The sequence below is a fragment of the Bradyrhizobium sp. AZCC 2176 genome (assembly GCF_036924645.1).
GTDB lineage: Bacteria > Pseudomonadota > Alphaproteobacteria > Rhizobiales > Xanthobacteraceae > Bradyrhizobium.
Genome location: NZ_JAZHRX010000001.1, coordinates 6,302,278 through 6,321,109, shown reverse-complemented (window position 1 = coordinate 6,321,109; position 18,832 = coordinate 6,302,278). Strand labels below are relative to the sequence as shown.

Annotated in this window: 23 protein-coding genes; 13 read left to right on the top strand and 10 right to left on the bottom strand. The window is 62.5% G+C overall.

Features of this window, described 5'->3' with window-relative positions; genetic code table 11:
- Positions 1–17 precede the first annotated feature (17 nt).
- The 3 genes from V1288_RS29905 to V1288_RS29895 all read left to right on the top strand — a co-directional run bounded on the left by V1288_RS29905 (position 18) and on the right by V1288_RS29895 (position 2,732).
- Complete coding sequence (locus V1288_RS29905; RefSeq protein WP_334360440.1) at positions 18–683, top strand: adenylate/guanylate cyclase domain-containing protein; 666 nt, start codon at positions 18–20, stop codon at positions 681–683.
- Positions 649–1,317, top strand: coding sequence for a hypothetical protein (locus V1288_RS29900; protein WP_334360439.1), 669 nt, complete (start codon positions 649–651; stop codon positions 1,315–1,317). Before V1288_RS29905 ends, V1288_RS29900 begins: the two co-directional genes overlap by 35 nt.
- Positions 1,318–2,081: 764 nt before the next feature.
- Complete coding sequence (locus V1288_RS29895; protein ID WP_334360438.1) at positions 2,082–2,732, top strand: septal ring lytic transglycosylase RlpA family protein; 651 nt, start codon at positions 2,082–2,084, stop codon at positions 2,730–2,732.
- A gap of 276 nt (positions 2,733–3,008) precedes the next feature.
- Here V1288_RS29895 and V1288_RS29890 read toward each other — a convergent pair whose 3' ends face one another.
- From V1288_RS29890 to V1288_RS29880, 3 genes are all read right to left on the bottom strand, one after another.
- The gene (locus tag V1288_RS29890; RefSeq protein WP_334360437.1) at positions 3,009–4,883 is read right to left on the bottom strand and encodes an ABC-F family ATP-binding cassette domain-containing protein; all 1,875 of its coding nucleotides are present in this window, start codon (positions 4,881–4,883) and stop codon (positions 3,009–3,011) included.
- Between the two features lie 67 nt (positions 4,884–4,950).
- A complete protein-coding gene (locus tag V1288_RS29885) occupies positions 4,951–5,124 on the bottom strand; it encodes a hypothetical protein (RefSeq protein ID WP_334360436.1) in 174 nt (57 codons plus the stop codon).
- A gap of 206 nt (positions 5,125–5,330) precedes the next feature.
- Positions 5,331–5,594 carry a sulfur globule protein precursor gene (locus V1288_RS29880; RefSeq protein ID WP_334360435.1) on the bottom strand — a complete coding sequence of 88 codons (264 nt, stop codon included), beginning with the start codon at positions 5,592–5,594 and terminating at the stop codon, positions 5,331–5,333.
- Between the two features lie 336 nt (positions 5,595–5,930).
- On the opposite strand from V1288_RS29880, the gene ndk reads away from it, so the two are divergent.
- The 6 genes from ndk (at position 5,931) to V1288_RS29850 (ending at position 11,111) form a co-directional block, all read left to right on the top strand.
- Positions 5,931–6,353 (top strand): nucleoside-diphosphate kinase, encoded by a 423-nt coding sequence (ndk, locus tag V1288_RS29875; protein WP_108519317.1) that lies wholly within the window; start codon positions 5,931–5,933, stop codon positions 6,351–6,353.
- A 65-nt stretch (positions 6,354–6,418) separates the two neighbouring features.
- Positions 6,419–7,255, top strand: coding sequence for a TerC family protein (locus tag V1288_RS29870; RefSeq protein ID WP_334360434.1), 837 nt, complete (start codon positions 6,419–6,421; stop codon positions 7,253–7,255).
- Between the two features lie 165 nt (positions 7,256–7,420).
- Positions 7,421–9,733, top strand: a complete 2,313-nt coding sequence (locus V1288_RS29865) for a xanthine dehydrogenase family protein molybdopterin-binding subunit (RefSeq protein ID WP_334360433.1) — start codon at positions 7,421–7,423, stop codon at positions 9,731–9,733.
- Between the two features lie 144 nt (positions 9,734–9,877).
- Positions 9,878–10,192: an ArsR/SmtB family transcription factor gene (locus V1288_RS29860; protein WP_028346460.1), complete on the top strand. Its 315-nt coding sequence runs from the start codon at positions 9,878–9,880 to the stop codon at positions 10,190–10,192.
- 2 nt (positions 10,193–10,194) lie between these two features.
- Positions 10,195–10,659 (top strand): SRPBCC family protein, encoded by a 465-nt coding sequence (locus V1288_RS29855; protein WP_334360432.1) that lies wholly within the window; start codon positions 10,195–10,197, stop codon positions 10,657–10,659.
- 35 nt (positions 10,660–10,694) lie between these two features.
- A complete protein-coding gene (locus tag V1288_RS29850; RefSeq protein WP_334360431.1) occupies positions 10,695–11,111 on the top strand; it encodes a GFA family protein in 417 nt (138 codons plus the stop codon).
- Between the two features lie 44 nt (positions 11,112–11,155).
- Here the strand turns inward: V1288_RS29850 and V1288_RS29845 are convergent, their stop codons facing one another.
- On the bottom strand, positions 11,156–12,130 hold the full coding sequence (locus V1288_RS29845) for a LysR family transcriptional regulator (RefSeq protein ID WP_334360430.1): 975 nt from the start codon (positions 12,128–12,130) through the stop codon (positions 11,156–11,158).
- A gap of 103 nt (positions 12,131–12,233) precedes the next feature.
- On the opposite strand from V1288_RS29845, the gene V1288_RS29840 reads away from it, so the two are divergent.
- From V1288_RS29840 to V1288_RS29830, 3 genes are all read left to right on the top strand, one after another.
- The gene (locus tag V1288_RS29840) at positions 12,234–13,190 is read left to right on the top strand and encodes a hydroxymethylglutaryl-CoA lyase (RefSeq protein ID WP_334360429.1); all 957 of its coding nucleotides are present in this window, start codon (positions 12,234–12,236) and stop codon (positions 13,188–13,190) included.
- On the top strand, positions 13,187–14,404 hold the full coding sequence (locus V1288_RS29835) for a CaiB/BaiF CoA transferase family protein (protein ID WP_334360428.1): 1,218 nt from the start codon (positions 13,187–13,189) through the stop codon (positions 14,402–14,404). The genes V1288_RS29840 and V1288_RS29835 overlap by 4 nt, the downstream gene beginning before the upstream one ends.
- Positions 14,405–14,483: 79 nt before the next feature.
- Positions 14,484–15,479, top strand: a complete 996-nt coding sequence (locus V1288_RS29830; protein WP_334360427.1) for a Bug family tripartite tricarboxylate transporter substrate binding protein — start codon at positions 14,484–14,486, stop codon at positions 15,477–15,479.
- Between the two features lie 31 nt (positions 15,480–15,510).
- On the opposite strand, the gene V1288_RS29825 is transcribed toward V1288_RS29830, so the two are convergent.
- The 5 genes from V1288_RS29825 to V1288_RS29805 are packed head-to-tail and all read right to left on the bottom strand — an operon-like array spanning position 15,511 to position 17,474.
- Complete coding sequence (locus V1288_RS29825; RefSeq protein WP_334361439.1) at positions 15,511–15,942, bottom strand: DUF1801 domain-containing protein; 432 nt, start codon at positions 15,940–15,942, stop codon at positions 15,511–15,513.
- A 31-nt stretch (positions 15,943–15,973) separates the two neighbouring features.
- Positions 15,974–16,438, bottom strand: coding sequence for a DUF1801 domain-containing protein (locus tag V1288_RS29820; protein ID WP_334360426.1), 465 nt, complete (start codon positions 16,436–16,438; stop codon positions 15,974–15,976).
- 12 nt (positions 16,439–16,450) lie between these two features.
- Positions 16,451–16,672, bottom strand: coding sequence for a hypothetical protein (locus V1288_RS29815; RefSeq protein WP_334360425.1), 222 nt, complete (start codon positions 16,670–16,672; stop codon positions 16,451–16,453).
- 50 nt (positions 16,673–16,722) lie between these two features.
- Positions 16,723–17,154, bottom strand: a complete 432-nt coding sequence (locus V1288_RS29810; protein ID WP_334360424.1) for an SRPBCC family protein — start codon at positions 17,152–17,154, stop codon at positions 16,723–16,725.
- The gene (locus V1288_RS29805; RefSeq protein WP_334360423.1) at positions 17,151–17,474 is read right to left on the bottom strand and encodes an ArsR/SmtB family transcription factor; all 324 of its coding nucleotides are present in this window, start codon (positions 17,472–17,474) and stop codon (positions 17,151–17,153) included. Before V1288_RS29805 ends, V1288_RS29810 begins: the two co-directional genes overlap by 4 nt.
- Before the next feature lie 256 nt (positions 17,475–17,730).
- Between V1288_RS29805 and V1288_RS29800 the strand changes: the two genes are divergently transcribed.
- Positions 17,731–18,369, top strand: coding sequence for a class I SAM-dependent methyltransferase (locus V1288_RS29800; protein WP_334360422.1), 639 nt, complete (start codon positions 17,731–17,733; stop codon positions 18,367–18,369).
- A gap of 16 nt (positions 18,370–18,385) precedes the next feature.
- Here V1288_RS29800 and V1288_RS29795 read toward each other — a convergent pair whose 3' ends face one another.
- Positions 18,386–18,790 carry a four-helix bundle copper-binding protein gene (locus V1288_RS29795; RefSeq protein ID WP_334361438.1) on the bottom strand — a complete coding sequence of 135 codons (405 nt, stop codon included), beginning with the start codon at positions 18,788–18,790 and terminating at the stop codon, positions 18,386–18,388.
- Positions 18,791–18,832: the final 42 nt, after the last annotated feature.

Below are 18,832 nucleotides of genomic sequence, written 5' to 3'. Positions count from 1 at the left end.
GAGCCCGGGGGTGCATCATGAACAGCGAGCACGTGGAGCGGCGATTGGCGGCTATTCTGGCGGCAGATGTCGTGGGCTCTTGCCGCTTGATAGGGATCGACGAAGAAGGCACGCTGGCGCAACTGAAAGCTCTCAGAAAAGCGCTTTTCGATCCCAAGATCGCTCAGCATCACGGACGTGTCGTCAAGAACACCGGGGACGGCGCTCTCGTTGAGTTCGCCAGCGTGGTCGACGCCGTGCGATGTGCCGACGAGATCCAACGCGGCGTGGCTGAACAAAATACCGATGTGCCGCAGGACAGGCGGATCGAATTTCGCATCGGCATTCACCTCGGTGATATTATCATCGCAGACGATGATATCTTTGGTGATGGTGTCAATATTGCAGTGCGTCTCGAAGGGATCGCAGAGCCGGGCGGGATTTGCATTTCCGACGATGTTCACCGGCAGGTTCGTGGCAAGGTTGAGGGCACCTTAGAGGATATGGGCGCTCAAACTCTCAAGAATATTGCTGAACCGATGCGCGCGTGGCGATTGAGGATCGACGTGAAGTCGTCTGCGTTACCGTCGCCGAAGCTATCAATCGAGACCGCCCAACCCCTTCCACTGCCCGACAAACCCTCCATCGCTGTGCTGCCCGTTCCAGAACATGAGCGGCGATCCAGAGCAAGATTATTTCGCTGACGGCATGGTAGAGGACGTCATCACGGAATTGTCGAGGTTCAACGAGTTATTCGTCATCGCACGCAATTCGAGCTTTACGTACAAAAATAAGGCTGTTGACATCCGTCAAGTTGGCCGAGATCTCGGCGTGCGCTACGTGCTCGAAGGCAGTGTGCGTAAAGCTGCGAACCGCGTGCGGATCACGGGACAGCTCGTAGATGCCTTAACGGGTATCCATATCTGGGCGGACAAGTATGAAGGCAAACTCGAGGACATTTTCGATATTCAAGACGAGATGACTACAAGTGTCGTAGGAGCGATTGCGCCAAAAATCGAATTGGCTGAAATTGAACGAGCAAAAAACAAGCCAACAGAGAACCTCAATGCTTATCAGATTTACTTGCGAGGTATGGCGGGCTGGCATGAGTGGACACAGGCCGCCCACAACGCAGCACTGGAATTATTTTATCGTGCCATAGAATGTGATCCAAGTTTCGCGACACCTTATGCGATGGCTGTTGCCTGCTACATCATGCGAAGGTCGAATGGCTGGATGCTGGATAGGATATTTGAGAATGCCGAGGCCGGACGATTGGCTCGGCGTGCCGAAGAACTTGGACGTAACAATGCCCTAGTTGGAGCGCCCACGCGCTGACAATGGCCGGTGATTGGGAAAACGGAATCGCCCTCGTTGATCGTTCTCTAGAGCTTAATCCAAATCTCGCCGTGGGTTGGCAACGCAGCGGTTGGATTCGCATCGCCTCGGGCCAATGCGAACTAGCGATTGAGCACTTTCATCGTGCGATGCGTTTGAACCCGTTAGACCCGCTCATGCATTTGGCACAATCCGGGATGTCGTCAGCATATTTTTTCCAAGGCAGTTACAACGAGTCGGCAGTATGGGCGGATCGGGCATTACGTTTGCGGCCCAATTGGCCTGTCGCCCTTCGTTACGCCGCTGTGAGCAACGCGCTCATAGGTCGTCAACAAGTCGCGCAACAAGCCGTGGCTCGGCTAAGGCAAGTCACCCCTGAGGCGCGGATTTCGAATATTCATGAATATCTAACAACGAAGCGGCCCGAGCATATAGCGAGATTTACCATGGGACTGCGGAGTGCTGGATTCCCCGAATAGGCAGACGGGCGGATCTCAAGTTAGCTGCTTTTCACGTAATGATTTGAGCGACCAACGTTTCTGCACCGCATGAGTCTCATGTTGGCACTTTCGAGACACGCTCGCTGGACCCAATTCCGTCCGGTTGCAGGGAAACCGGAAGTAGCGCGCAGACGGCCAAAGCGACGCGATTGACCCCGAGCGGCGTCGGTCAGACGCTTGCTCCTGCTCACGCCCTAACAAAGAGGCGCTATTCAGTCATGCTGCTGACGCAATTTCTGTCTTAGTCGGCGAGAACTAAAACGCTTGTGCGAGGACCACCCTCGTTCCCACAACGGTTCCGTCGCCGGGATTGGCACGAATCCGCAAAAAATTGGCGCGAGTTCGTTAACGCATCCGCATTCGCTCGACCAAGTTTTGCGGCATCGGGAACCGAACCATCTAAAAATCAATCAAGGAGTTGTAATGTTGTTTCGCTCGAGCGCCGCGATTTGCGGCGCCGTAGTTGCGCTTGCCATTTCTGTTACCGTTGCTCGAGGTGAAATCGGTGCAGTTCATTCAAGCGCCGTCGTCAATGCCGCTTCTGGGGATGCGATCGTTGGCGCAGCATCTACGTACAATCCGTTCCGGCCTGGATGGCGGGAGGGCGGCCCGAACACAGCCTCTGGCGAGGGCTATGATCCCTCTGTCTGGGCGGCTGCCATCAAGACGAGTTTGCGCCAAAAATTTGGTGGGGTCCAATACGGCGCGAGGCCGAAGTATGCCCTCGTTGAGGCCGTAGGCAAGAAGGTCATCGTCAAGATAAATGACGTGGGGCCACTAACGCCTGGCCGCATCATTGACCTCAATGAGCGGGCGATGCGCCATTTCGATCCAAGCTTGCAGCTCGGGGTAATTTACGGCGTGAGAGTTAGGCCGCTTTCCGGCGACTATTGGATCCCCGGACCAGTTGGCTGAACATCGCACGCGAAAGAAGTAGAGCACGGCCCTCCTGGATAGTGAGAACGCCTCGATGCCTCCCCGCCGCCGATCTTTGAAGCGATGCCACTTCTGGCGGCAAGGCGCTAGCTGGCGCAATTTGCGTTGCCATCAGTTCTGAAATGTAGAGAAGAGCCTGGCCGAATGGTTCCCTCTTGGCACATCGCGTAATTTCGCTGCCCGCGAGATTTTGGTCGCTATCGGGGCACGGCGGACTCAAGCAAGCCATCCACGGCGACTTATGGGTTCACCGGCCTAGCCTGCTGCTTCGTCAAATTCCGAACTGGCCTCAAGCCAGGCTTCCTCGGCCCGCCGCAGCGCGCTTTCGGCGCCGGCGCGCGCCTTGCCGAGCTGGGCGGCCTGCTTGGGATCACGCGCGAACAGGTCCGGCAGCGCAAGCGCCGTGTCGATCTTGGCGATGATGCCGGTGATGCGCTCGATTTCGGCTTCGGCCACGGCGATCCGCTGCTTCAGCGGCGTTCGCCGTTCGCTTTTGCCACGCTCAGGCCTTGCGTTTTCCTTGATACGCTCGCCGCTGCGCTCGCGCGAACCGCCGCGTGTGTCGCCGATCGACAACACCATTCGCCGGTATTCGTCGAGGTCACCGTCGTAAGTCGTCACTGTCTGATTGGCGACGACCCACAATTGATCGGCGCAGGCTTCGATCAAATAGCGGTCGTGCGAGACCATGATGACGGCGCCGGGAAAATCGTTGATCGCTTCCGCCAGCGCCGCACGGCTGTCGATGTCCAGATGGTTGGTCGGCTCGTCGAGGATGATCATGTTCGGGCCGTAGAACGTTGCGAGCCCGAGCAATAGTCGCGCCTTCTCGCCGCCCGACAGGCTCTTGACCAGGGTATCGCCGGCCTTGCCGGAAAAGCCGATCGCGCCGGTGCGGCCACGTACCTTGGTTTCCGGCGCATCGGGCATCAGCTTGCGAATGTGATCGTAAGGTGAAGCGTCGAGGTTGAGCTCGTCGACCTGATGTTGTGCGAAATAGCCGACCGAGAGCTTCTCCGCACGCGTGATACGGCCCGAAAACGGCGGCAGCTTGCTGGCCAGAAGTTTCACCAGCGTCGACTTGCCGTTGCCGTTGGAGCCCAGCAGGGCGATGCGGTCGTCGGTGTCGATCCGCAGCGTCACGCGGTTGAGCACCGGCTTTTTCGGATCATAGCCGACCGAGACGTCATCGACCGCGAGGATCGGCGGCGATAGCATTTTCTCCGGCGTCGGAAACGAAATCTCGCGCACGTCCTGCGTCACCAGCGCGGTGACCGGCTTCATCCGCTCCAGCATTTTCACGCGCGACTGGGCTTGGCGGGCTTTCGAGGCTTTTGCCTTGAAGCGATCGACGAAGGCCTGCAGCCGCTTGCGCTCGTCAGCCTGGCGCTTGGCGTGCTTGGCGTCCAGCATCTCGCGGGTGGCGCGCTGTTCCTCGAACGAGGAATAGGTCCCCTTGTAGAGCGTCAGCTTGCCGCGATCGAGGTGCAGGATCTGGTCGACCGAGGTGTCGAGCAGGTCGCGGTCGTGGCTGATCACGATCACGGTGCGCGGATAGTTGGCCAGATGGTCTTCCAGCCACAGCGTGCCTTCGAGATCGAGATAGTTGGTCGGCTCGTCCAGCAGCAGCAGGTCCGGTGCGGAGAACAGCGTCGCCGCCAGCGCCACCCGCATGCGCCAGCCGCCGGAGAATTCCGAGCATGGCCGCGCCTGATCTGCGGTGGAAAATCCGAGCCCGCTCAGGATCGCGGCCGCGCGGGCCGGCGCGGAGTGCGCGTCGATATCGACCAGCCGGGTCTGGATCTCGGCGATCCGATGCGGATCGGTGGCGGTTTCGGCCTCACGGAGCAGCGCATCGCGCTCCAGATCGGCCTTCAGCACGACATTGATGAGACTTTCCGGGCCGTCCGGCGCCTCCTGCGCCAGGCTGCCGATGCGCCAACGCGGCGGCAGGGTGATGCTCCCCGATTCGACCGGCAGGTCGCCACGGATCGCGTGAAATAGCGTCGATTTGCCGACGCCGTTGCGGCCGACGAAGCCGACGCGCGCGCCGGGCACGATCTGCACCGTACTGTCGTCGATCAAAAGCCGCCCGGCAATCCGGACCGAAATATCTGTGATGGAGAGCATGCGGGGTTGTCACCGGACCCGGCGCCAAACGCAACTCATTTATCGGCAAATCGGCTGTCCTTGGCCCTCAATGCAACTCATTATCGCGGCGACGCAACTCATCGACGAGTTCGCGCAAGCGCGGCGGCAGTTCGGTGTCGGGACGCAGGTTTTGCTGCAGCCGTTCGCCGATGGCATCACAGATCGACACGCAGGTCTTGTGATCGATCCGTTCAAAATCGTTGTTGATTCGGCCATCCATCGGCGTCTCTATGAGTTCCACCTTGCAGTATTCGCAAGGCTTGATTGATATTAAATGGTCAAGTCACAACGGCGAGATTGGTTTCCGTGCATGACCGCATGCGTTCGCCTACAAGTAGTGAGATGCGGTCTGCGATTCGGTTCCGAGCAAAAAAAGCCCCGGCGCGGCGGCCGGGGCGTCAGTCTCAGGGGGAAGCTCAAATCAGCTCAGTAGCAGCGGTTCACCAGCCGCCAGCGCGGACCCCAGGGGGTCGGAACCAGGCGCCGCACATAGCAGCCGCCATATCCGCCGGCGTAAAAGGCCGGGCCGCCGATGAAGACGCGCGGGCCACCCCAACCGTGATGATGGTGATGCCAGCCGCCATGGTGCCAGCCGTGATGCCAGCCGCCGGCCGAGGCCGATGTCGGCATCAGCGCGGCCGCTCCCAGCGATGCCGCGGCCACTGCAACAAGCGAGAGTTTGCGTAACATAATCGTCTCCTCAAGGTTTTGGCGCGGAATGCGCGCCATCGGTGAGATCGCCTCCCGTAACGCCCCTGGCCCCGCGGATGCGCGGCCGGTGTCCGATCATCGTTAAGTCTACGGCGGCGAAGCTGAATGGCGGCGTGACGGCGGTTACAGAATGGGTTCACCTTCGTGAAATTGTTGTAATTTGCGGCGCCTATGAGCGGGCTCGGGGTGGTTTGCCACGCGAAAACACCTCGAAAATGACCGGCAGGCCGCGTCACCGGGTCGCTTGCCGTCGTGAGGTGGCGCCGATATAAGCCCCCGCAACTCTCCACCCAGCGGTTTGCAAGGACGTAAACAATGGCGATTGAACGCACTTTCTCGATCATCAAACCAGACGCGACCGAGCGCAATCTGACCGGCGCCGTCAACGCCCTGATCGAGAAGGCCGGGCTCCGTATCGTCGCTCAGAAGCGCATTCGCATGACCCGCGAACAGGCGGAAACCTTCTACGCCGTTCACAAGGCGCGCCCGTTCTTCGGCGAACTGGTCGACTTCATGACCTCGGGTCCGGTCGTGGTGCAGGTGCTGGAAGGCGAGGGCGCCGTTTTGAAATATCGCGACGTGATGGGCGCGACCGATCCGTCGAAGGCGGCGGACGGCACGATCCGCAAGGTGCATGCGAAGTCGATCGGCGAAAACTCGGTGCACGGTTCGGACGCACCAGAGACCGCCGCGATCGAAATCGCGCAGTTTTTTTCCGGCAACGAAATCGTCGGCTGAATCAATTGGGAAAGCGGCCAGCAATAGCCGCGCGCAACGGCTGACGGGCCGGGGGAGAAACGCTTGTGAACTGGCTGTGGCAAATCTTGGATCCCGCGACGATCTCGGCGTTCTTCAGCCAGTTCCAGGCCGAGGTGCAGCAACCGGCTTTCTGGGTTGCGCTCGGCAAGATCATGTGGATCAACATCCTGCTGTCAGGTGACAACGCGCTTGTCATCGCGATGGCGTGCCGCGGGCTGCCGCCGCGGCAGCGGTTCTGGGGCATGGTCCTTGGCGCCGGCGTTGCGGTCTTTTTGCGTATCATCTTCACCGGTATCGTCGTGACGTTGATGGGGCTGCCGTACCTCAAGCTGGTCGGCGGATTGGCGCTGCTCGTGATCGCGGCAAAGCTGCTGGTGCCTGAAAACGAGGACGAGAGCGACGTGGACGCGGCGGCGCATCTGTGGGCGGCCGTGCAGATCGTGGCGATCGCCGACATCGTGATGAGCCTCGACAACGTCATCGCGGTTGCCGCGGCCGCCAATGGCAGCATTCCCCTGCTTGTCATCGGACTTGCCATCAGCGTTCCCTTGATCGTCGCCGGTGCCGCGCTGATCATGGCGCTGCTGACGCGCCTTCCGGCGCTGGTGTGGGCCGGCGCGGGCTTGCTCGGCTGGATCGCCGGCGAGGTGATGGCGACCGACCCCGCGGTGCAGCCATCGCTGCACGCGTTCTTCGACGGTCCGGTCGGTGTCGGCCTCGATGGACTCCTCAAATCGCTCGGCATGGCGCCGCAGTTCGCCAATGGCGGGCATGGCGGCGAGGTGATCCTTGGAATCATCGGCATCGTCGTGGTGCTGATCGCGGGATCGGTCTGGCGAAAGCGCAAGCTGCAGGGCGCGGAGCGTTCCGCCCCGGCGTAGGGAATTAAGCTTCCGGCCAGCGGATGGTGGCGGACAGAGGCCCCGCATTTGCGGGGCCTCTGTCGCCAGAGTTCGACGCGGTGAGCCGGCTCGCGGTCGTCCGTTCGGCGGCCTTGACCGTGGCGCGGCTTGCGTTTGAAGCCCTCCGGTTCCATACAGCTTCCCATGACCGAGCCGTTATTGGGGCGCAGCATCGATCGCCTTGAAGACGAGCGCTTCGTGCGGGGACGCGGGCGCTACGTCGCCGATCTCGTGACGCCAAAGGCGCTTCATGGCGTCGTCGTTCGCTCGCCGCATGCGCATGCACAGATCGCCGCGGTCAGCGTCGATGCGGCGCGCCGGGTGCCCGGCGTTGCGGCCGTGCTCACGGGACAGGAATTGGCTGCCGACAGTATTGGACCGCTGCCCTGCGCGGTGACCGGTATTCCGATGACCACGCCGCTCGTGGTGCCGCCCTGTCACGCGTTGGCGCGCGACGTCGTTCGCTATGTCGGCGAGCCGATCGCGTTCGTGGTTGCGGAGAACGCCGAACGCGCGCGCGATGCCGCCGAGGCCATTGTGGTCGACTATGTGCCGCTGCCGCCGGTGGTATCGATCGCGGATGCCATTCTGCCGGACGCCTCGTCGATCTGGCCGGAGGCGAGGGGCAACATTGCGTTCCAGTTCAACCGCGGCGAGATCGGCCCGGTCGAAGTTGCTATCCGTGGCGCCGCCCATGTCGTGGAATGCGAGCTGGTCAACAACCGCGTCGTCGCTGCGCCGCTGGAAACACGCGGTGCGCTGGGCGAGTTCGATGCCTCGAGTGGCCGCCTGCACCTGACCGCCTCGGCCGCCGGCGCGCACATGATCCGCGACCTGCTCGCTGACTCCGTTTTCCGTATCCCGCGTGAAAAACTTCGCGTCAGCATTCCCGATGTAGGCGGTGGCTTCGGGATGAAGAACGTTCTCTATCCGGAATGGGTGCTGGTGCTGTGGGCGGCACGCCGGCTCGGCCGCCCCGTTACGTGGATCGGCGATCGCAGCGAGGACTTTGTCGGCTCCGTCCATGGCCGCGACAGCCTGGTCCGGGCCCGCCTGGCGCTCGACCGCGATGGCCGCTTCCTCGCGCTCGACACCAAAGTCTTCGCCAATCTGGGCGCCTATATCTCGACGTTGGCGGCGGGCGTGCCAACCAGGGCCATGGCGAGCGCGATGGGCGGCGTCTACGACATTCCGCTGATCGCCTTTCAGACCAGCGGGGTATTCACCAACACGACGCCGATCGACGCCTATCGCGGCGCCGGCAAGCCCGAGGCGAATTATCTGATCGAGCGCTGCATCGACATTGCAGCCCACCAGCTCGGGATCGATGCGCTGAAGTTGCGGCGCAAGAATATCTTTCGCCGCTTTCCCCATTCCAGCGCGATGGGGCTTACGGTCGAGCAGGGCAGCTTTGCCCACGCGATCAATCGCGCGGTCAAGGCGGCCGCCGGATTCGATGCGCGCCGGCGAAGCTCACGCAAGCGGGGCAGGCTGCGTGGCCTCGGCTACGCCTGCTTTCTCGAAACGTCGCGGGGCCAGCCCAATGAAGTGGCGGAGGTGGGTTTCGGCAAGGACGGCGTGATCGACCTGAAGGTCGGCACGCATTCCAACGGCCAGGGCCACGAGACGACATTTGCCCAGATCGCGGCCGATGCGTTTGGCCTGCCGCTTGCGCGCTTCCGGTTTCGGCAAGGCGATACGGATGACCTCGACGCCGGCGGCGGCCATGGCGGGGCGCGCTCCATGCATCAGGGCGGCACCGCGCTGCTGATGGCGGCCGAAGGCGCGATCGAAAATGCACGGCGGCTTGCGGCGCGCCTGCTGCAGGCCGGCGTCGATGCGGTTCATTACGAAGCCGGCATGTTGCGCGTGGCCGCGACCGGGCAGGAACTCAGCCTCGAGGAGGTGGCGCGGGCCTCGTATCAGACGCCCGGCGACGATGTCGCGCCCGGACTGGCGTACAAGGCGACCCACCTCTGCGACCGCTACACCTTTCCCAACGGCTGCCATGTCGCCGAGGTCGAGATCGACCCTGAAACCGGCGAGGTGAAGCTTGATCGTTACGTCATCTTCGACGACTACGGCCGTTTGCTCGATCCTCGCCTGACGCTCGGGCAGGTTCATGGCGGCGTCGCGCAAGGCATCGGGCAGGCATTGTTCGAGCACGCGCTGTTCGATGCGGAGACCGGCCAGATCCTCTCGGGCTCGCTGATGGATTACGCGCTGCCGCGCGCGGGCGATCTTCCGGCGTTCGAGGGTAGCCTGACGGGCGACTTTCCGAGCCGCGCCAACCGGTTGGGTGTGAAGGGAAGCGGTCAGGCCGGCGCCATCGCAGCCCCCGCAACCATCATGAACGCGGTGATGAGCGCGCTCGCGCCGCTCGGCGTGCGGCATCTCGACATGCCGGCAACGCCCGCCCGCATCTGGCACGCGATCCAGGCGGCAGCCGCGCGATAGCCGTATCCAGTTGCGATCCGTCGCCAATCCTGATCGTCCGTCCTGAACCGCAAGGTGACGATCACCTGATCGCGAGCCTGGTTGCCGTCGCTTGACATGCAGGTATTTACCTGCATATGATGTTCTCGACTAAGAGCGAGAACGATGCAGGCCGACAAGGTTTTCAAAGCGCTGGGTGATCCGACACGCAGAAAGCTGCTTGACCTTCTCTGTGAGAAGAACGGGCAGACGCTCGGTCAGCTTTGCGAAAACCTCGACATGGCCCGGCAATCCGCCACGCAGCACCTCGAAATCCTGGAGGCGGCCAATCTGGTCAGCACGGTCAGGCGTGGCCGGGAAAAGCTGCATTTCATCAACCCCGTGCCGCTTCACGAGGTCTACGAACGGTGGGTGCGAAAATTCGAACGACAGCGGCTCAGCCTGCTGCACGACCTGAAGAAAGAGCTCGAAGGAGAATGACAATGACCAAAGAGACGACCAGCTTTGTCTACGTGACCTATATCCGCTCGACGCCGGACAAGGTGTTCGCGGCGATCACGAAACCAGAGATCGCAAGGCGTTACTGGGGCCACGAGAACGTCTCTGACTGGAACCCCGGATCGAAATGGGAGCACGTCCGCGCCAATGACGAGCGGACCGTCGAACTCGTCGGCAAGGTCGTCGAAGTCTCGCCGCCGGCCCGTCTCGTCATCACCTGGGCGAATGCGTCGCAGGCCTCCGATCCTTCCGCCTACAGCCGAGTGACGTTCGAGATCGAGGAATACGAGGCCATGGTCCGGCTGACTGTCACCCATGACGAACTCGCTGCCGGCAGCGGGATGGCGAACGGCATCAAGAAGGGGTGGCCGGTCGTCCTCGCCAGCCTGAAATCCTTGCTGGAAACCGGCCAGGGCCTCGACGTTTTCGCCAAGCCGAAATCGGCCTGATCGCTGGCGTATCAATCAGGAACTGGAGAATGACCATGACCAAGCCCTATGCCGGCGGATGTGCGTGCGGCGCGATCCGTTATGAGACGAGCAGCAAACCCATCGCCGAGAGCCACTGCCAATGCCGCGATTGCCAGAAACGAAGCGGTACGGGGCATGGATCCTATCTGGTCTTCCCCCGGCGAGCCGACATGACCATTACGGGCGAAGCGAAGAATTGGCGGGTAGCAGGCGACAGCGGGAACGAAAAGCTCCACGCCTTTTGTCCGACCTGCGGAACGCCGGTCTACGTGACATTCGTCGCCATGCCGGAACCGATCGCGATCCACGCGACCAGCCTCGACGACCCAAGCCAGTTCAATCCGCAAGTGGTCACATACAACGTCCGCGGCCATGCGTGGGACACGATGGATTCCTCGCTGCAGAAATTCGAGCGAATGCCGCCTGGCTAAATGTCGCCGGGGAGCCATACCAACGCCGGCTCTGATCGGAGGCGCTAGGTCGTAGCGCGCTTGCTCCTCCGGCCGTTTCCTTTCGTGGGCCAGCGCCCTTCGTTGACGGCAGCGCGGACGATTTCGACCACGGTCCTGCGAACCTCGAGGAGGGCCTTGGTCTGCGGCCGATCCGCGAGCGAAACCAAGGCGCACGAGCGCGTCAGCGGCGGATCGATGATGCGCCGTGCGTGATACTTCTCCGCCGCCAGGTCGGAGAGCACGGTGGCGCGGGAGAGGATTGCGCATCCGAGCCCTGCCTCGAGCGCCATGCGCAACGCCGACAATGAATCGACTTCGAGTGTTTCGCTCGGCGTGATCTGGTTGCGCAGAACCTGGGTCTGGATGATGGCGCGCGAGGCCGGCATCGGCGTCAGTCCAACCACGCTTCGTTGCGGAATCGCAGAAAAGGCGATCGGACCGGATGACCTGCCGATCAGGCTCGGATGCCCGACGAGATAGAGGTCTTCGTCATGCAGCGACTCGACCTCGAGGCGGGCATCCCTGGGTGGATTATAGGTTAGCGCGAGATCGACGGTCCCTGAGAAGACGCGCTCGATCAGTGCGGGCGACAGCGCCTCGACGACCGTCAGGTGAACGCCCGGGGAGTTCTTTCGCACCGCCTTCATGACATCGAGGGCGACCATCGAGAGCGCGGTATGGCTGAGCCCGAGGCCAACCGGGCCGGTCGCGGCTTCGTTATAGGTCCGTACGTCCTCTTCCGCCTTGCCGAGCGCCGACAGCACGGCGCTGGCGTGTTCGTAGAGCCGCCGGCCGGCCGCGGTCAGCGCGATCCCGCGCGGCCGTCGTTCGAGCAGCTTGACGCCGAGATCGGTTTCGAGCGCTGCGACGTGGTGGCTCAACGCCGACTGGGCGACGTTGAGCGTCTCGGCCGCCCGCGACAGCACACCGGCGTCGGCGATGGCGATGAAATATCTGATCTGCCGCAATCCGAGCGCCACTGAAATCGCCCCTCGCATCTAATTATCAGAACGAAATGATCTTCATATTATATTTGTCAGATGTCTATGCGCGCGGCAAGCTCGGTTCACGACCAACAAGGATAATCCGGAGGAGCGAGGCGTGGACCTGCCTGATAGCGTCGTCATCAGCGAGGAGGGGCCGCGCGAAGGCTTTCAAATCGAGCCGGGTCCGATCGCGACGGCAGACAAGATCGCGCTGATCGACGCGCTCTCCGCGTGCGGGCTCCGCCGGATCCAGGTCGCCTCTTTCGTCAATCCCAAGCACGTTCCGGGCTGGGCCGATGCCGAGGCGGTCGTGGAAGGGTTTGCCGCGCCTGAAGGCGTCGAATACTCCGCGGTATGGTTCAACGAAGCCGGGATGCAGCGCGCGTTGGCGTTCAAGGACAAACTCACTCTTGCCGGATTCATTTCACTGAGCGCATCCGAACCGTTCGCGATCAGGAACCTCAACCGCGACCGTGCCGGACAGATCGAGGCGATGCGCCAATATGTGCGCGTGCATCGGGAAGCCGGCGTGCCGATTGCAAAAATCATCGTCATGGCCGCCTTCGGCTGCAATTTTGCGGGGGACATCTCGCCGGCCAAAGTCGTCGAAACCGTAGCGGACGCGCTCGCCATCGCGCGCGAAGCGGGCGTCGAGATACAGGACGTTGCGCTCGCGGACTCCATGGGCTGGGCGACGCCCCGGCGTGTCGCGGACGCCATCGGCGCGGTTCGGGAACGTTTCGACGATGTGCGGATCGCCCTTCATCTCCATGACACGCGCGGGCAGGGCATCGCCTGCGCTTATGAGGGCCTGCGGCTCGGGGTCACGGCGTTCGATGCCGCGGTGGCAGGGCTCGGCGGGTGCCCATTTGCCGGCCAGCCGGCGGCGCCGGGCAACATTGCCACCGAAGAACTCGCGCTGCTCTGCGAGGAGATGGGTATCGCCACCGGCCTGAACATCGAGGCGCTGATCGAGGCTGGGCGGCTCGCCGAGCGGATCGTCGGACATCGGCTGCCGAGCGCCGCGCTGCGATCGGGAACGCTCGCCGCATTCAGGAGACGGGCTGCATGACGACTTCCTCCAGACCGCTGGCGGGGCTGAAGGTGCTCGATTTCGGCCACACCATCATGGGGCCGTGCGCGGGCGTGGTGTTTGCCGATCTCGGCGCCGACGTCGTGAAGATCGAGCCGGTCGACGGGGATCCGACGCGGCGGTTGCCGGGCTTCGCCGCCGGTTTCTTCGCGACCTACAACCGCAACAAGCGCTCGATCGCGATCGACCTGAAACGGCCCGAGGGACAGGCGATCGTGCATCGGCTGGTGAAAGATGCCGATGTCGTGCTGGAGAACTTTGGCCCGGGAACGATCGAGCGGCTGAAATGCAGTTGGGAGGATCTGCGCCAGATCAACCCGCGCCTCGTCTACCTCTCGATGAAAGGTTTCCTGAAAGGTCCTTACGAGAACCGCGGCGCGCTCGACGAGGTGGTGCAGATGCAGTCCGGGCTCGCCTATATGACGGGGCCGCCCGGCCGGCCGTTGCGTGCCGGAGCACCAGTCATCGACATTCTCGGCGGCGTATTCGGCGTAGTTGCTGCACTGGCCGCGCTTCGCGAGCGCGACGCCACCGGCATCGGGCAGAAGGTCGCAAGCTCACTGTTTGAAAGCGCGACGTTCATGCTCGGTGCGATCGTCGTGGGAAGTGCCGTAACGGGCGGACCGATGCCGCCGATGCCGGTCCGCAAGAACGCCTGGGGCGTGTACGACGTTTTCACCGCTTCCGACGGCGGCCAGGTCTTCATCGGCTGCACGTCGGATGGACACTGGCAACGCTTCTGCGAAGCCTTCGGATTCGACGACTGGCGCGACGATCCGCGGCTTGCAGGGAATGCGAGGCGGTGCGCGGCGCGCGAGTGGATGCTTCCCGAGCTTGAGCGGCAGATCGCGAAATTGCCGCTCGATGAAATCCTTCAAAAGTGCGAAGCGGCGCGGGTGGCCTATTCGCGCGTCGGACGGCCCGATGAATTGTCGATCGATCCGCATCTGCTTGCCCATGGCGGGCTGCTTGCGACAGCCGTATCCGGATCGGGCGGCGGACCGCTGGTCGGAATCCCCGCGCTGCCGGTGGAATTCGGCGACGGGCGCGAACGCGCAGGTCTCGAGCGCCAGCCGCCGCGGGTCGGCGAGCACGCGCGCGAGATTCTGAGCGCGGCCGGATATTCGGAGCAGGAAATCATCGAACTGTATTCGGCGGGCGTATTGGGCACGGCTGCGAGCGTGCCCGCATAGAAGCGAACAAGACGAAGCGAACACGAAGAGCGGTCCAACCGCTTCGCGCAATGCCACATGGTCAGGGAGGAGGCGGAGCATGATTTCCGGTAAACTGGTTCGAGCGAAAGCTCGCATCCTCGGTGTGGCGACCGCGGCTCTTGCGCTGAGCGCGATCGCATTGCCTGCACGGGCACAGCCATATCCATCGCGATCGATCACGATGCTGGTCGGCTATTCCGCGGGAGGGCAGGCCGACGCGCTGGCCCGGATCATCGGCAAGCAGCTCGGCGAGAATCTCAAAATATCTGTCATCATCGAGAACAAGACGGGGGCCAACGGCATGATCGCGGCGCAGGCCGCCGCACGCGCCGAGCCCGACGGATACACCATCCTGATGGTGACGGATGCGATGGTCACCATCGATCCGCACCTCGCCACCAGCAATCACTTCGACCTTTCGAAGGCGATGGAGCCGGTCATCAACGTCGCGTGGGCGCCGCTACTGCTGGCCGCGGCCAACAATGTGCCGGCGAATTCGGTGGCCGAGCTCGTCGCGCTGGGCAAGCAAAAGACGCAGAATCTAAGCTTTGGTAGCTCAGGCAGCTCCACGCCGCACCGCCTCGCCGGCGAGTTGCTACAGAAGTATGGCGGCTTCACCATGACCCACATTCCCTACAAGGGAACGGCGGCGTCGGTGAACGATCTGCTGGGCGGGCAGATCCCGCTGCTGTTCGGTGCGCCCACGGCGGTGGAGCCGCTGGCAACGGCGGGAAAGATCAAGCTGCTCGGCGTCACATCCGAGAAGCGATTTCCGCTGCTGCCCAACGTGCCGGCGATCAGCGAAACTTTTCCGCAGTTCAAGATCACCAGCTATATCGGGTTCATGCTTCCGAGGAACACGCCGAAGCCGGTGATCGCTGCCTTGAACAAGGAAGTGAACCAGATACTTGCAACGGATTCGATGCGCGCCTGGCTGGACAAGCAGGGCATGGTCGCCGTCGGCGGCACGCCTGATGATTTCAGGCGCCAGATCGAAGTCGACTATCAGGCGCGCGGTGAGCTGGTCCGCTCGCTCGGCATTACCGGCGAGTGAGTGAGGCAAGCGCCTAGTCGAGGACGTAGCCTCAAGCGCTCTTCTTTTTCCGGGAGCGGGCAGCTCGCGCCGACATGTTCAGTTCCACGGCTGCGCGGATGAGCGCCTTCAACGCCTTTTCGTTGATCTTGTCGCCCTCGTGGATATCGATGGCACGCCTTGTGTTACCCTCCAGGCTGGAGTTGAAGAGGCCTGACGGGTCGTCCAGTGCGGCGCCCTTGGCGAAGGTCATCTTCACGACAGCCTTGTAGGTCTCACCGGTGCAGATGATTCCGTCGTGCTCCCACACTGGAACGCCGCGCCACTTCCACTCCTCGACCACTTCGGGATCGGCCTGCTTGATGATGCTCCGCACACGCGCGAGCGTCTCGCCGCGCCAATCGCCCAATTCCTTGATCCTCGCGTCGATGTGCTGAGGGGGAGAGCCTTCACCTTTTGCTTCCTTCGTGCCGCTCTTCTTCATGCTTGTCATCGCTTTCTTGCTGTCATTCCGCTCACAATCGCTCGCCGGGCAATCGGCTGGCTTGCTTCACCCAGGCTGTAAACTGAGCTTCGTCGAGTGGGACGTCCTCGCAAATATCGAGGTAGCGTACTTCCTTGTGCTTGGACTCGCCGGGCGGGAGAGGGCGCAGCGACGTGCCGCGGAAGAAACTTACTTTGACGTACTTCGTGAAGCAGTGAAAGCCAAGGAACCAGCCGCCTTGATCCTCGACGCCATAGAAGGGCGAGTTCCATTTCACGGCCTTCCGCACACCAGGGACGGTGCGCACGATGAGGGCGTCGAGGTGGCGCCCGACGTCCCGTTTCCAGCCCGGCATGGCCGCAATGTAGGCCTGCACCGGGGCGTCGCCGTCCCCCTTCGCGATCTGAGGGTTGCCGCCTGCGAGGAGGGTCGGCTTCGCAGCGCCCCGCTTCGCGGCGGCTTTTCTTGCGACGTTCACCGACTTCTTCTTGGCCATTGCGGTTCGCTTCTATCCGGCGGCGCCTCGCCCGCCGCGCAACTTGGCGGCATACGGCAGCACGAACATGTACAGACCCGTGAACAGGAGCAAAAACAGCGGAAGCAGTGGCGAGTAGACGACCAAGATCGGAGGTTCACCCAATCCCATCGCGACGAAGTTGGCGATGACGGTCACCGTAAAGGCAATGGACAGCCAGCGGTGGATTTGCCGAATGGACGTATTCCAGTTCAATGAGACCTCCCTTGATTTGAAATGAGCCGGACGCAGCGACGTGGCAGAATTCAATCCGTCCGCGCCAAAACCTCCTCCAGTTTCGCAAAGAACTGCTGCCATCCGACCTTGGCGCCGCCAAAGGCCCGCTTCTGATCCGGCCGGAAGCCCGACTGCTCCATGCGCAGGAGTGTCCCCGCGCTTGTTGGGGTGAGCGTAAACGTCACCACGCTCTGCAGATCGTAGGCCGCATCCTCGTGCTTGAAATTCCAGGTGTAGGACAGCGTCCGGCTCGGCTCGATGGCAAGCACCTCGCAGTCCAGCACGCCGCCCCATTCGCCGCGAAGATTGAAACGGTGGCCCACGGCTGGCTTGAAGTCATTCTTCATCAGCCATTCCTCGATCAAATGCGGCTGCGTGAGCGCGCGCCAGAGCTTTTCCGGCGGATGAGAGATCTCCCGTTCGATGATGACGGAGCGGGCTTCGGTTGCAGTATTGGTCATTGGTCCATCCGTTTGAGCAGATCTTCGAGGTCGTCGAATTTCCTTTGCCAGAACCCCGCCATCTCGCTGGTCCAGTCGATCAGCGGGGCCAGGGCGCCGAGCTGCGCGCTATAGTGGGTCTGTCGGCCTTCGTGGCGATCACGCACCAGCCCGGCCTGCTTGAGAACACCGAGATGTTTCGAGACGGCCGGTTGCGAGATCCCGGCCTGCGCCGTCAGGGCCCCCACCGTCTGCTCTCCTTCGCGGCACAACCGCTCGAAGATCGCCCGACGGGAGGGATCGGCAAGGGTTCTGAAGAGCACGTCGTGCGGGTTCGGCATCTGGGATCGATAACCTTTGGGTTATTGATCAAACTCATAACCGCGGAGATATGTATTAGTCAAGAGGGAACACGGAGCGACACGAAATCGCCCAAAACTGCGACCGGTCCGTCTTCGGAAGTCTCCATATCCCACTGGTTATACATTATGGTCGGCTTGGCCGGCGCCCTCCGCCGCGCGTGCGACCGCCGAAGGTCTGGTCTTCGCGCGTTAGGGATGGCCTATATCGAGCGTCCGGACAGCAAGGGAGGGTCTTATGGGAGATGCCAGCCGTCGTCAGGCCCATTGGGAGAGCGTCTACACGACGAAGGGCGAGAACGAGGTGAGCTGGTTTCAGCAGAGGCCGGCGCCCTCGCTCGAATTGATCGTGCAGGCGGGTGCCACCAGCAAGTCAGCCATCATCGACATCGGCGGCGGTGCTTCGCGGCTGGTCGACCATCTCGTCGGGCAGGGGTTTGAGGATGTCACTGTGCTTGATCTTTCGGGCGCGGCGCTGGCCGCCGCCAAAAGCCGCCTTGAGAGCCGCCTTGGCGCCAGCGCCAAGCGGGTTAGCTGGATCGTCGCCGACGCGACGATTTGGGAGCCGGCCAGGCGCTACGACATCTGGCACGACCGGGCTGCGTTTCACTTTCTCACCGACGCGAGCGATCGCGCCGACTACATCGCGCGCCTTAAGCGCGGCCTGAAAATCGGGGGGCACGCCATCATGGCTACCTTCGCGCTCGACGGCCCCGAAAAGTGCAGCGGCCTGCCGGTCGCGCGTTATGACAGCGCAAGCCTGGGGCAGACGCTCGGCGCCGCGTTTACGCTGGTGCACACGCAACGGCACGAACACGCGACCCCGTGGGACTCCCGGCAGATCTTCCAGTTCAGCATATTCAGGCACGAGGGCTGATCCGGATCCAAGCGCGTTAATGCGCCATGCCGCGCGCCAATTCCTGACAGGCCTCCATGCAGCGGCGGCAGCTTTCCGCGCAGATGCGGCAGTGATCATGCTGGGCTGCGTGCTTCTGGCATTCCTCCGCGCAAAGCCGGCAGGCGGCAGCGCAGACGCTGAGCATGCGGCGCATCACTTCATCATCGTAACCTGTCCGCCGGGTCATGATGCGGCCGGTGATATTGCAGATGTCGGCGCAGTCGAGGTCCAGGCGGATGCACTGGGTCAGGTCCTGCACCATGCGCTCCGACAGGCAGGCGTCGGCGCAGGAGGTGCAGGTCTGGGCGCAGGAATAACATTCCTCGATGCAGCGGATCAGGGCGTCATTGATCTGGCCTTGGACGGCCGGGTGGGTGCCGATCATTTCGCGGGCGTGCATGGCGGGCTCCTTGCTTGAGGGCCAACGGGCGGCCGCTATTTC